Source organism: Priestia sp. 53B2, from assembly GCF_056099005.1.
The window spans coordinates 679,601-693,005 of sequence record NZ_JBLZXA010000008.1 but is presented as its reverse complement, the minus strand read 5'-3'; the positions used below and the strand labels follow the sequence as shown (position 1 = coordinate 693,005).

Genomic DNA, 13,405 nt, shown 5'->3' with positions numbered 1-13,405 from the left:
AAATGAATATGTTATTAAAAAAGCAAACGGTTTGGTTATTAACAATGTTAAGTTTAGTTGTTGTGTTATCGGTGTATTATATGACAACGCCAGAAAATCCTCAGAGTAATGTTGCGCTAGTAGACAATGAAAAACAAAGCGAAAAGCAGGCTGATGACAAGGCTCCTGCAGAAGATACAAAACAACAGGCAGATGAGAAATCAGGAACAAAAGAAGATTCAAAAACTGAAGGTTCAGCAGGAGATGTAAAGAAGGAAACGGCTAAAAATGCAAAAGAATCAGCGGTTGTATCAAGCACAGATAGCGATGAGCTATTTACGGCTCTTCGCTTGGAATTAAATGATGAAAGAAGTCAATTAAAAGAAGAGTATCAAGAAGTAGCTGCATCAAAAAATGTGACGCCTGCGGAAGTAAGCAAGGCGATGGATAAAATTGATGAATTATCAAAGCTCGGGGAAAAAGAAGCCACGCTGGAAACATTAATTAAAGCAAAAGGATACAGTGATGCGCTAGTAAGAGCAGACGGAAAGCAAGTACAAATTACGGTTAAGACAGAAAAACACTCAAAAACAAAAGCAAATCAAATCATTCAGCTAGTCAAAAAAGAAATGGGTCCAAAAGAAGTAGCGGTAGAGTTTCAACCAACTAAATAAAGGGAATAAGAGAAGTGTGAAACAGCCGTAAATTGGGGTTGTTTACACTTCTTTTTTTATGAAATGACTAAAATCTAAGCGAGACGGTAAAAATTTTAACATGGCTTTCTTTTTTTACTTCGGTTATAATAGGTTTCATAATCTTATATTAGTACTAGGTGACAAATGTTTTCATACGTATTGTCATCTGTAAAGCTATGTTTCCATTTATAAAACGATAACGCTAAAAAGTTATTATAGAGTAAGTGGAACTTCTTTTTAATGTTTGCCAAACGAATTGAATGGCTGTAGCCATCTGTCGTATTATTAACATTGTAGAGAATTCTATTTTCATGAGGTAGGAGTGTTCAATATGTTAAAAATTCAAGAGATCCGTGAGATCATTAAACTAGTTGATCAATCATCAATCGAGGAGTTCACCTATGAGCACGAAGGCTCCAAAATCAAGATGAAGAAAAAAGACGCAATTGTTTCCAAACAAGCGCAGCAAGTAGTGGTTTCGGCACCTGAACAAGCGGCAGCACCTGCACCGCAGGCAGCAGCGGCTTCAGCGCCAGCCCCAGCAGCACAGTCTGCTCAACCAAAAGAAGAACAAGCGGCCCCAGCGGTTGATGAAAGCTTACATAAAATCACATCTCCGATGGTAGGGACATTCTATGCGTCATCATCGCCAGAATCAGATGTATACGTGACTCCTGGAGATAAAGTACAAAAAGATTCGGTTGTATGTATCGTAGAAGCAATGAAATTATTTAATGAAATCGAAGCAGAAGTTAAAGGTGAAATCGTTGACGTATTAGTTGAAAATGGACAACTTGTAGAATACGGTCAACCTCTTTTCTTAGTAAAGCCTGAATAAGGAGCGGTAAATATGATTAAAAAGCTATTAATTGCGAATCGAGGAGAAATTGCGGTTCGAATTATTCGAGCCTGTAAAGAGTTAGGTGTAGAATCAGTAGCTGTTCATTCTCAAGCTGATCGCGATTCTTTGCATGTACAATTAGCAGACGAAGCGTATTGTATTGGACCAACGTCATCTAAAGACAGCTATTTAAACTTTACAAACATTATGAGCGTTGCGATGCTAACGGGCTGTGACGCTATTCACCCTGGATACGGCTTTTTAGCTGAAAACGCTGATTTTGCAGAGCTATGCAGAGAGTGTAACGTTACATTTGTAGGACCAAGTCCTGAAGCCATTAACAAAATGGGAACAAAAGACGTAGCGAGAGAAACGATGCGTGAAGCCGGTGTCCCAATTGTTCCTGGTTCAACTGGAATTGTAGAGTCAGTGGAAGACGGTATGTCAATCGCTAATGATATTGGCTATCCTGTTATTATTAAAGCAACGGCAGGAGGCGGAGGAAAAGGAATCCGCGTTGCGAAAAATGAGCAAGAGCTTATTAAAGGTATTACAATTACACAGCAAGAAGCTGCTACAGCTTTCGGTAACCCTGGTGTGTACATTGAAAAGTTCATTGAGGATTTCCGTCACGTTGAGATCCAAGTGTTGGCTGATTCTCATGGGAATACTGTACATTTAGGAGAGCGTGATTGCTCGATTCAACGCCGTCTTCAAAAATTAATTGAAGAAACGCCTTCTCCAGCATTAGACGAAAAAACGCGTGAATTAATGGGCGATGCTGCTGTTAAAGCCGCTCAAGCCGTTAATTACACAGGAGCCGGAACAGTGGAATTCATTTATGATTACCGTGAAAACAAATTTTACTTCATGGAAATGAATACGCGTATCCAAGTAGAACACCCTGTTACAGAGATGGTGACGGGAGTTGACTTAATTAAAGAACAAATCAAAGTGGCAAATGGTGAAACTTTACCGTTTACGCAAGAAGAAGTGACATTTAACGGATGGGCAATTGAGTGCCGAATCAACGCAGAAAACCCAGAGAAAAACTTTATGCCATCACCAGGTACGATTCAAATGTACTTGCCGCCAGGTGGCTACGGAGTGCGCGTAGACTCTGCTGCGTACCCGGGCTATGCAATCCCGCCTTACTATGATTCAATGGTGGCTAAATTGATTGTTCATGCGCCAACTCGTGAGGAAGCTATTGAACGAATGAAGCGCGCGTTAGATGAATTTGTTATCGACGGCGTTGCGACCACTATTCCTTTTCACCAAAAACTATTAAATCATGAAAAATTTGTTAGCGGTGAATTCAACACGAAGTTTCTTGAGCTATATGACGTAATGAATTCTTAGTATAATATAAACTATAGGAGGTGCTGTACATGAATGAAAATCATGTATTAGAAATGGAAGAACACCCAAATTCTCTTGGCAAAGTAGAAATTGCTCCTGAGGTTATTGAAGTCATTGCGGGTATTGCTGCTTCTGAAGTAGAAGGCGTTTCTGCAATGAGAGGAAATTTTGCAGCTGGCGTTGTGGAGAAACTAGGAAAGAAAAACCACGGTAAAGGTGTAAAAGTGGACTTAACAGAAAACGGGATAAAAGTAGACGTATTTTGTATGATGAAGTTTGGGGTGTCTATTCCAAACGTAGCGCAACAAGTGCAAGATAACATTCGTCAAGCCCTTAAAAATATGACAGCTATTGATCTCGATGAAGTAAACATTCATATCGTAGGGATTCAGTTTGATACGCAAAAAACTGATATTGAAGAAGTTGAATAAAACAAACGTTTACCTAACGGCTGTTGCTAAAATGGAATAACGTATGATTACTTGTTCCTTTTCAACACAAGCTATGGTAAAGTGAAAAAGACTGTCTCGTCATAAAGACGGTCTTTTTCGTGTTCTACAAACTTCGTATAAGAACAATGAAGTATCGTTTCATAAACTATGCTATTATCTAGGTATACTAGTTGAAGAAGATAAATAAAGGAGCAAAAATAATGAAAAGACATACAGCACGCCAAAAAGCATTACAAGCACTATTTCAGCATGATTTAGGGCAGACCGAGCCAATGGAGGCAATCGGAAATGTTGTACAAAATGAAAAGTCTGATCAATTTTTAGAAAGTCTCGTGCTAGGTGTGGTTGAACATCAGCAAGAAATTGATGAACTTTTACGCAATCATTTAGAAAAATGGACGTTAGATCGTGTAGCTACTGTAGACCGCGTTATCCTACGTATTGCCGTATACGAAATGAAGTATGAAGAAGAAATTCCTACGAGCGTTACGTTAAATGAAGCGATTGAATTAGCGAAAACGTTTGGCGATGATCAATCAAGCAAGTTTATCAATGGCGTATTGTCTAAAGTGTTAACAACTTTATCTAAATAAAGGTTCATCTTGCCAAATCAAGTGACCAAAATGCTTCTCTCCTTTATATAAAGGGGAGAGGGTGACTGCAAAGGAGGCAAAATGATGAGTGAAGTGCGTTATCTAACCGTTACGGCTCTTACACGATACATTAAGCGCAAGTTTGATGTAGACCCTCACATGCAAGATGTATGGATTAAAGGAGAAATTTCTAACTTTAAACGTCATAGTCGGGGACATATGTATTTCACCTTGAAAGATCAAAATGCTCGTATCGCAGCCGTTATGTTTGCTGGGCATAACCGGCAGCTTAATTTTCAGCCTGAAGAAGGAATGAATGTACTCATTCGAGCTGAAATTTCGGTTTATGAACCAAGCGGAAATTATCAAATGTACGTAAAAGAAATGCAGCCTGATGGCGTTGGAAACTTATACTTGGCCTACGAACAGCTGAAAAAAAAGCTGGAAAAAGAAGGCTTATTTGATCCTGCTAGGAAACGAAAACTGCCGAAGTATCCAACAACAATAGGTGTTATTACATCTCCAACTGGAGCAGCCGTACGTGATATTATTACGACATTAAAGCGCAGATATAACGCGAACATTATTGTTATGCCCGCTCTTGTTCAAGGAGTGAATGCGGCACCGTCTATCATTAAGGCAATTGAAGAAGCAAACCGTCGTAAAGAAGCAGACGTATTAATTGTTGGCCGCGGTGGTGGGTCAATTGAAGAGCTTTGGGCTTTTAACGAAGAAAGCGTTGCTCGTGCAATTTTCACTTCTACTATTCCTGTTATTTCAGCGGTTGGACATGAAACCGATTTTACAATTGCAGATTTTGTAGCAGATCTTCGCGCTCCTACTCCAACGGGTGCTGCGGAATTGGCTGTGCCTCATATCAGTGAAATTACAGAAAGATTGACTCAGCGAAATATCCGTCTTCTTCGTTCGATGAAAGAAATGCTTCAGTCTAGTAGCCGCAGGCTTGAACGATCCCAGAAATCATATGCTTTTCGTTATCCTCAAAAGTTGGTCGAGCAAAAAGAGCAGCAGTTAGATCAGTTGATGGAGCGTTTTTATCGTGAAGGCAGAAGGTACATTGAACATAAACGGACGAACTACGAGCAGCTAACAGCCGCTTTGTTGCGCAATCACCCCGAGCATCAGTTAACGAAAGCGGCAGACCGGCAACAGCAGCTGACGAAAATGCTGACCAAAGAGATGCAGCAGCTGCTAAAGCAAAGACAGCTTTTATTTGCCACGGCAACGTCAAAATTACATACGCTTAGTCCATTAAAAACAATGGAAAGAGGCTACAGCTTAGTATACGATAAAGAAAAAGAGTTAATTAAATCAACCAAACAAGTATCCAAAGGCGATGTGGTAAACGTTCGTTTGACCGATGGACAGTTGCAGTGTGAAGTTTCGAAAATAGAGGAGCGATGAAAAATGGCGACAAATAAAGAGTATACGTTTGAAGAGGCGATGGAGCAGTTAGAAACCATCGTAAACAAGCTAGAAGAAGGCGACGTGCCTTTAGAAGAAGCAATTCAACAATTCCAAGAAGGAATGACTCTTTCAAAATTCTGTCACGATCGTCTTCAGCATATTGAAAAGCAAATGGAAACTATTTTACGTGAAGACGGAACGCTTGAGCCATTCTCGGTACAGGAGGAAGAGTGATGGTGAATGAAATGAATTTAAAAGAGTATATTTCTTTTACAAAAGATCGAGTAGAACCACGCTTGCCTGAAGTGGTAAAAGCATTACATGCTCCGGTTAACTTAAAGGAATCCATGCTTTACTCGCTTACGGCAGGAGGAAAGCGACTTCGTCCAGTGCTGTTGTTTGCAACGCTACATGCGTTTGGAAAAGACGAGAGCATGGGATTAGAAACAGCATGTGCAGTGGAAATGATTCATACATATTCTCTCATTCACGATGATTTACCTAGCATGGATGATGACGACTTAAGAAGAGGTAAACCGACGAATCACAAGGTGTACGGCGAAGCAACGGCTATATTAGCTGGAGATGCTCTTTTAACAAATAGCTTTCAGCTCATTGCTGAAGCGGCACATCCTGAGATTACATCACATATGAAGCTTCAGCTCATTACAGAACTGGTAAAAGCAAGCGGAACAGAAGGTATGATCAGCGGACAGGTTGCGGATATGGAAGGCGAAAAAAAGCAGCTCACGCTAGACGAGCTTGAATATATTCACCTTCACAAAACGGGGAAGCTGCTAGGGTTTTGTGTAAAAGCAGGAGCTATTCTTGCAAAAGCTACGCCTCTACAGCAAGAATTATTAGAAGAATTCAGTAAGCATGTAGGGTTAGCGTTTCAAATTCAAGATGATATCTTGGATGTGGAAGGGTCTGAAGAAAAATTAGGAAAGCCAATTGGCAGTGATACAGAAAATGAAAAAACGACATATCCTTCTTTGTTAGGTATGGAAGCGGCCAAAGAAAAGTTACAGTATCATGTTGAACAAGCACTTCTCTCGTTACGTCAAGCTCAAATTAAGCACGGATTACTAGAAGAAATTTGTTTATATATAGCAAAACGTGATAGTTAATGACGATTTCTGTCAGGTTTTTTGAGTGATACAGTAAAATAAGATTGAGTCCCAATAGGGGCTATGCTATAATAATTTTACTACTGTATAAAAGCGTAGTGCATAGGTTTGAAAGACATATACAATATCTTGGTGGCCGTTATCACATTTGTGTTAGCGGCTATTTTTTCACTGTTTTCCTTTGAATATCACTGGTTTACTGATAGAATATCAAAGGTATTGTAAGTAATAAGGAAATACTGAAAATTGACTATACGTATAAAACAATAGACAATGTATTAAGGTAACTTTATAACAAGTACGAAAGTGAGTGATCCACCTTGGATCTTACAACGATAAAAAATCCTGAGTTTTTAAAGAAAATGTCAGTAACACAATTAGAAGAACTAAGTGAAGAGATTCGTCGTTTTTTAATTACAAAGCTTTCTGCAACTGGTGGTCATATAGGGCCGAATTTGGGGGTTGTTGAGTTAACGCTTGCACTCCATAAAGTGTTCGACAGCCCAAAAGATAAATTTTTATGGGACGTCGGACATCAGTCGTATGTCCATAAAATTTTAACAGGACGAGCGGGAGAGTTTGATACAATCCGTCAATATAAAGGATTATGCGGTTTTCCAAAGCGTGACGAAAGTGAGCATGACGTATGGGAAACGGGACATAGTTCTACATCTCTTTCAGCCGCAATGGGAATGGCTGCTGCAAGAGATTTGCAAAAAACAAAAGCTCATATTGTTCCTATCATTGGTGACGGAGCTTTAACAGGTGGTATGGCTCTTGAAGCGCTTAACCACATCGGGCACGAGCAAACGGATATGACCGTTATTTTAAATGACAATGAAATGTCTATCGCTCCTAACGTGGGGGCTGTACACAGTATTCTAGGACGTTTGCGCACGGCAGGCAAATACAACTGGGTAAAAGATGAGCTTGAAGTCTTGCTGAAAAAAGTGCCTGCAGTAGGCGGTAAGCTTGCGGCAACGGCAGAACGTGTAAAAGATGGCCTAAAGTATATGGTCGTGTCAGGCATGTTCTTTGAAGACCTTGGCTTTACGTATTTAGGCCCGGTTGATGGCCATAGCTATGATGATTTATTGGAAACGTTACAATATGCAAAGAAAACAAAAGGTCCGGTACTGATTCACGTTATTACGAAAAAAGGGAAAGGGTACTTGCCGGCGGAAAGCGATAAAAGCGGAGCATGGCATGGTACAGGCCCTTACAAAATTGAGTCCGGTGACTTTATTAAAGACAAAAATGTTCCGATTGCTTGGAGTAAACTAGTAAGTGATACGGTATTGAAGATGGCTAGGGAAGATGATCGCATTGTAGCCGTAACGCCAGCAATGCCTGTGGGTTCAAAACTCGAAGCATTTCAAAAAGAGTTTCCGCATCGCATGTTTGATGTTGGGATTGCAGAGCAACATGCAACAACAATGGCAGCGGGTCTTGCAACTCAAAATATGAAGCCCTTTTTAGCTATTTATTCTACGTTTTTACAGCGTGCATACGATCAAGTGGTTCATGATATTTGCCGTCAGAAGCTAAATGTATTTATTGGGATTGATCGCGCTGGGCTAGTAGGTGCTGATGGTGAAACGCATCAAGGCGTGTTTGATATTGCATTCTTACGTCATTTGCCTAACCTTGTTATTATGATGCCAAAAGACGAGAATGAAGGCCAGCACATGGTTCACACTGCTTTGACTTATGAAGAAGGTCCGATTGCTATGCGCTATGCTAGAGGAAACGGATTAGGTGTTGAACTAGATTCAGAACTGAAAAACATTCCGATCGGTACATGGGGCGTATTAAAAGAAGGTTCAGATACAACCATTTTAACGTTTGGTACAACGATTTCAATGGCGATGGATGCAGCAGCAGAACTTGAGAAGCAAGGAATCAGCGTCAAAGTGGTAAATGCTCGTTATATTAAACCGCTGGATGAAAAAATGCTTCATGAGATTTTCCAAACTAGTAAGCCTGTGATTACGGTAGAAGAAGCGGTACTTCAAGGCGGTTTTGGAAGCGCGGTGTTAGAGTTTGCATCAGAGCACGGCTATTATGATACGCGCGTTGAACGTATGGGGATTCCAGATCGCTTTATCGAGCACGGCAGCGTAACAAAACTTTTAGAAGAAATTGGCTTAACCAAAGAAGAGATTATAAATCGAGTTAAAAAACTCGTAACACCAACACAAAAGAGGCTTGAAGTTAAGTGACAAAAAAAGAACGAGTAGATGTATTATTAGTAGAACGAGGTTTGATTGAAACAAGAGAAAAAGCAAAGCGTACAGTGATGGCAGGACTTGTTTATGCGAATGAAGTCCGTTTGGATAAGCCGGGAGAGAAAATTGAACGCGATACGCCGCTGACAATTAAAGGTGCAGTGATGCCTTACGTCAGCAGAGGCGGCTTTAAGCTTGAAAAAGCGATTAAAGAATTTAATGTCCATGTAGCGGATAAAATCATGATTGATATTGGTTCTTCTACTGGAGGCTTTACTGATTGTGCGCTTCAAAATGGAGCGAAGATGTCCTATGCGCTAGACGTAGGCTATAATCAGCTAGCTTGGAAGCTTCGTCAAGATGAACGAGTAGAAGTAATGGAACGAACAAATTTCCGTTATGTGACGCCAGCTGATTTATCAAGAGGCTTGCCTGAATTCGCTTCTATTGATGTATCATTTATTTCCTTAAGACTCATTCTTCCCGTGTTAAAAACACTTCTTGTTCCACACAGCGATGTTGTTGCGCTCGTTAAGCCACAGTTTGAGGCTGGAAGAGAGCAAGTTGGGAAAAAAGGAATCGTGCGTGATTCAAAAGTGCATGAAGAAGTTCTTCAAGGCATGGTGGATTTCTCGCTTCGTCAAGGATACGATGTATATAACATGTCGTATTCACCGATAACGGGAGGAGATGGAAATATCGAATTTCTTCTCCACCTGCGCTGGAAAGGCGAGCGTGAACTTGGTGAAAATCAAGCTCCGCTTACTGTGCGCGAAGTAGTCGAAGAAGCACATAAGACGTTAAAAGAGAAAAAGTAATAATGGCCAATGTTAAGCAAAGACTTAGCATTGGCGATTTGATTATGACTCTTTATACAAAAGGTGCATAATCAAGTTGAACACATTATGATACTTAATTAGTGAAAGACTTATAAACAACAAAACAAAAAGAAGATTACATATTAATGTGAGGTGCCAACATGAATAAAGGGCAAAGACATATTAAAATTCGTGATATTATCACGAATAATGATATTGAAACACAGGATGAATTGGTAGATATTTTAAAAAACCAAGGTTTTAATGTAACACAGGCAACAATCTCTCGTGATATTAAAGAACTGCACTTAGTCAAAGTGCCTTTGATGGACGGTCGATACAAATACAGCTTGCCTGCAGATCAGCGTTTTAATCCCTTACAAAAGTTAAAGCGCTCTCTTATGGACGCATTTGTAAAAATTGATTCAGCTGGGCATATGTTGGTGATGAAAACATTACCGGGAAATGCAAATGCGATTGGCGCATTAATTGATCATTTGGACTGGGATGAAATATTAGGAACGATTTGTGGAGACGATACATGTTTGATTATTTGCCGTACTCCTGAAGATACGCAAATTATATCAGACCGATTCTTAGAAATGTTATAAAGGTGAGTGAAGCAGGTTGTTAGCTGAATTATCCATTAAAAACTTTGCGATTATTGATGAACTTTCTGTTTCATTTGAAAAAGGCTTAACGGTATTAACAGGCGAAACAGGAGCGGGGAAATCGATTATTATTGATGCCATTTCATTGTTAGTAGGTGGAAGAGGCTCTTCGGAGTTTGTACGCCACGGAACAGACAGAGCCGAAATTGAAGGACTTTTCTTATTTGATGAAGAACAGCATCCGAGTCACGAAAAAGCCAAACAAGTCGGTTTGGAAGTGGAAGATGGAATGATTGTGCTTCGCCGAGATATCACTACAAATGGGAAAAGTATTTGCCGAATCAACGGTAAGCTCGTAACGTTAGCTATCCTACGTGAAGTTGGACAGACGTTAATTGATATACATGGACAACACGAGCACCAAGATTTAATGAATCAAGATCGTCACTTAACTCTTCTTGATCAATATGGAGGAGAAAAAGTAGAAGAGGCTTTGACGGAGTATCGAGAGGTATTTTCTAGGTATACATCGCTAAAAAAGCAGCTCGATCAATTAACTGAAAATGAACAGCAGATGGCACATCGCCTCGATCTTATTCAATTTCAATTAGATGAAATCAAAGCGGCAAATTTGCAGCTGAACGAAGACGAGGAACTAAATGAAGAGCGTTTGAAGATTTCTAACTTTGAAAAGATCTATACGTCGCTAAACGATGCGTACAATGCGCTGCACGGTGAACACCAAGGTTTAGATTGGGTCGGTGTAGCAATGAATCATACGGAGGATATTTCGTCACTGGAAAAAAACTATGCCGAAATTTCTGAGATCATTTCATCGAGCTTCTATCAGCTAGAAGACGCATCTTATAAAATTCGTCAGCAGCTTGATTTATTAGAATTTGATCCCAAACGCTTAGACTTTATTGAAGCGCGTTTAAATGAAATTAATCACTTAAAGCGTAAATACGGTCAAAGTGTAGATGAAATTCTAGAATATGCAGCGCAAATTGAAGATGAAATTGATCGTATTGAAAATCGAGATACGCATGTGAGCAAGATCAAAGAAGAGTTAAACAGTGTAGCACAGGATTTATTAGTAGAAGCTAATAACGTTTCAGCTATTCGAAAAAAACTTGCTCAAGAGTTAACGGACAGCATCCATCATGAGCTTCAAGAACTGTATATGGCTAAGACCGTATTTCAAATTAAATTCTCTGTTGTAAATGCAGGTAAAAATGACGTTGAATTAAATGGAGAAAGAATAAAATTCACCAAAGACGGCATTGACAACGTAGAATTTTATATTTCTACCAATCCTGGTGAACCTTTAAAGCCTCTTGCAAAAGTAGCATCAGGAGGAGAACTGTCAAGAATTATGCTGGCGTTAAAAAGCATCTTCTCTAAGCATCAAGGCGTGACGTCCATTATCTTTGATGAAGTTGATACAGGCGTAAGTGGAAGAGTAGCTCAATCGATCGGTGAAAAAATACATGCTATTTCTGTTGATTCACAAGTTCTCTGTATATCTCATCTGCCTCAGGTAGCAGCGATGGCAGATACTCATCTCTTTATTGCTAAAGAGATAAAAGGTGATCGTACAACGACGTCTGTTCTTCCATTAACTCTTGATGAAAAAGTAAAAGAAATTGGTCGAATGATTGCAGGAGCTGAAATTACAAGCTTAACGAAGGAACATGCCAAAGAGCTTTTAGATTTAGCGGATAAGATGAAGCACACCATTTAAAAAAACACCTTTTAACACGTAACAGTATGTGTTAAAGGTGTTTTTTTATAAAAAATGGAGGAACTGAAAATGTTTCCTTGCACTTCTTTTCATTTTTCTCTGAACTTCTGTTATAAATGCGCTCTAAGAAGGCTAAATTAAATGTGTAGCCATTTAGGCGAGGAAGCGAGGAGAGTGAAAACATGCAAAATCGATACAGACATATAATTGGTGCGATTCTCCTTGTTTCGTTCATTTTTGTAGGATTTATTCCAGTTGTGCAACAATATATACACATTCCAAAACAAATCGTCTTATTTGAACAGCAAAAAGAAAAAATTAATACGACATTACCGCTTAGCGTAGAAGCTTCATCACCTGTTTACGATGTAACAAGTAACAAGGCGAAGCTGACTGTAGCAGGCAAACAGGTAGGCAAAGAAGAGTTGATGCTTCATTTGGCCGGTATTCCTGTAAAGCGTGTAGACGTGCAGGTATTATCTGATTTTAAAGTCATTCCAGGTGGACAATCAATCGGTGTGAAATTAAATTCAAAAGGTGTTCTTGTTGTAGGCTATCATCAGGTAGATACAGCAAAAGGTAAAAGATCTCCTGGCGAAATTGCGGGTATTCAAGTTGGAGATATGATTACGAAGATTAATGGTAAAACCATTGAAAAAATGAGTGATATTACACCGTTTATTCAGCAGGCAGGAAAAACGGGTGAACCATTAAATCTGCATATTTTAAGAGAAAAAAAGCAGTTTGACACCAAGCTGTATCCGTTAAAAGATAAGCAAGATTATGCTTACAGAATCGGTTTATACATCCGTGATTCAGCTGCAGGAATTGGCACAATGACTTTTTATGATCCAAAATCTAAAAAATACGGCGCTTTAGGCCATGTTATTTCGGATATGGATACAAAAAAGCCAATCGTAGTAGAAGATGGACAAATTGTCCGTTCGACCGTTACATCAATTGAAAAAGGTTCTAACGGCGTTCCCGGCGAAAAGCTAGCAAGGTTTTCTGAAGATAGACAAATCATTGGAAATATTACACGAAATAGTCCTTTTGGTATTTTTGGAAAATTGTCTTCAACGATGGAAAACGGAATAATGGATAAAGCAATGCCAATTGCCCTATCTCATCAAGTAAAAGAAGGACCGGCTAAAATTCTAACGGTAGTAGATGATGATCAAGTGGAAGAATTTGATATTGAAATTATGAGTACTATACCTCAAAAGTTTCCGGCTACTAAAGGAATGGTTATTAAAATTACAGATCCTAAATTGCTAAAGAAAACAGGTGGAATTGTTCAAGGAATGAGCGGGAGCCCGATTATTCAAAACGGTAAAGTCGTTGGAGCGGTTACCCATGTTTTTGTAAATGATCCTACCTCGGGTTACGGTGTCCATATTGAATGGATGCTTAACGAAGCAGGAATCGATATTTATAAAAATAATCGAAAAAAAGCGAGCTAATGTTGTCATTAGTTCGCTTTTTTTGATAAAAATTATTGTCGTAAATGTAAGAGAAAAACGT

Annotated in this window: 13 protein-coding genes; all 13 read left to right on the top strand. The window is 39.4% G+C overall.

Features of this window, described 5'->3' with window-relative positions; all coding sequences use genetic code 11:
* The first annotated feature begins 8 nt into the window (after window positions 1–8).
* The 13 genes from ACN6NE_RS06905 (at window position 9) to spoIVB (ending at window position 13,344) form a co-directional block, all read left to right on the top strand.
* The gene (locus ACN6NE_RS06905; RefSeq protein WP_129705187.1) at window positions 9–653 is read left to right on the top strand and encodes a SpoIIIAH-like family protein; all 645 of its coding nucleotides are present in this window, start codon (window positions 9–11) and stop codon (window positions 651–653) included.
* Between the two features lie 352 nt (window positions 654–1,005).
* The gene (gene accB, locus ACN6NE_RS06900) at window positions 1,006–1,512 is read left to right on the top strand and encodes an acetyl-CoA carboxylase biotin carboxyl carrier protein (protein ID WP_474324964.1); all 507 of its coding nucleotides are present in this window, start codon (window positions 1,006–1,008) and stop codon (window positions 1,510–1,512) included.
* Window positions 1,513–1,524: 12 nt separating this feature from the next.
* Window positions 1,525–2,877 carry an acetyl-CoA carboxylase biotin carboxylase subunit gene (gene accC / locus ACN6NE_RS06895; RefSeq protein ID WP_013084993.1) on the top strand — a complete coding sequence of 451 codons (1,353 nt, stop codon included), beginning with the start codon at window positions 1,525–1,527 and terminating at the stop codon, window positions 2,875–2,877.
* Between the two features lie 29 nt (window positions 2,878–2,906).
* Entirely contained in the window at window positions 2,907–3,308 is a 402-nt protein-coding gene (locus tag ACN6NE_RS06890; RefSeq protein WP_013059143.1) for an Asp23/Gls24 family envelope stress response protein, read from the top strand.
* A gap of 221 nt (window positions 3,309–3,529) precedes the next feature.
* On the top strand, window positions 3,530–3,922 hold the full coding sequence (nusB, locus tag ACN6NE_RS06885) for a transcription antitermination factor NusB (RefSeq protein WP_013059142.1): 393 nt from the start codon (window positions 3,530–3,532) through the stop codon (window positions 3,920–3,922).
* Window positions 3,923–4,006: 84 nt separating this feature from the next.
* Window positions 4,007–5,347 (top strand): exodeoxyribonuclease VII large subunit, encoded by a 1,341-nt coding sequence (gene xseA, locus ACN6NE_RS06880; protein ID WP_129705185.1) that lies wholly within the window; start codon window positions 4,007–4,009, stop codon window positions 5,345–5,347.
* 3 nt (window positions 5,348–5,350) lie between these two features.
* Window positions 5,351–5,584: an exodeoxyribonuclease VII small subunit gene (locus tag ACN6NE_RS06875; RefSeq protein ID WP_013059140.1), complete on the top strand. Its 234-nt coding sequence runs from the start codon at window positions 5,351–5,353 to the stop codon at window positions 5,582–5,584.
* Window positions 5,584–6,480 (top strand): polyprenyl synthetase family protein, encoded by an 897-nt coding sequence (locus tag ACN6NE_RS06870; protein ID WP_129704731.1) that lies wholly within the window; start codon window positions 5,584–5,586, stop codon window positions 6,478–6,480. The genes ACN6NE_RS06875 and ACN6NE_RS06870 overlap by 1 nt, the downstream gene beginning before the upstream one ends.
* Before the next feature lie 320 nt (window positions 6,481–6,800).
* Window positions 6,801–8,702 carry a 1-deoxy-D-xylulose-5-phosphate synthase gene (gene dxs, locus ACN6NE_RS06865; protein WP_474324961.1) on the top strand — a complete coding sequence of 634 codons (1,902 nt, stop codon included), beginning with the start codon at window positions 6,801–6,803 and terminating at the stop codon, window positions 8,700–8,702.
* A complete protein-coding gene (locus tag ACN6NE_RS06860) occupies window positions 8,699–9,526 on the top strand; it encodes a TlyA family RNA methyltransferase (RefSeq protein WP_057233494.1) in 828 nt (275 codons plus the stop codon). Before dxs ends, ACN6NE_RS06860 begins: the two co-directional genes overlap by 4 nt.
* A gap of 161 nt (window positions 9,527–9,687) precedes the next feature.
* Window positions 9,688–10,137 carry a transcriptional regulator AhrC/ArgR gene (ahrC, locus tag ACN6NE_RS06855; RefSeq protein WP_013059136.1) on the top strand — a complete coding sequence of 150 codons (450 nt, stop codon included), beginning with the start codon at window positions 9,688–9,690 and terminating at the stop codon, window positions 10,135–10,137.
* Window positions 10,138–10,153: 16 nt separating this feature from the next.
* Window positions 10,154–11,881, top strand: coding sequence for a DNA repair protein RecN (gene recN, locus ACN6NE_RS06850; RefSeq protein WP_116514849.1), 1,728 nt, complete (start codon window positions 10,154–10,156; stop codon window positions 11,879–11,881).
* Between the two features lie 182 nt (window positions 11,882–12,063).
* Window positions 12,064–13,344, top strand: a complete 1,281-nt coding sequence (spoIVB, locus tag ACN6NE_RS06845) for a SpoIVB peptidase (protein ID WP_016765539.1) — start codon at window positions 12,064–12,066, stop codon at window positions 13,342–13,344.
* Window positions 13,345–13,405 lie beyond the last annotated feature (61 nt).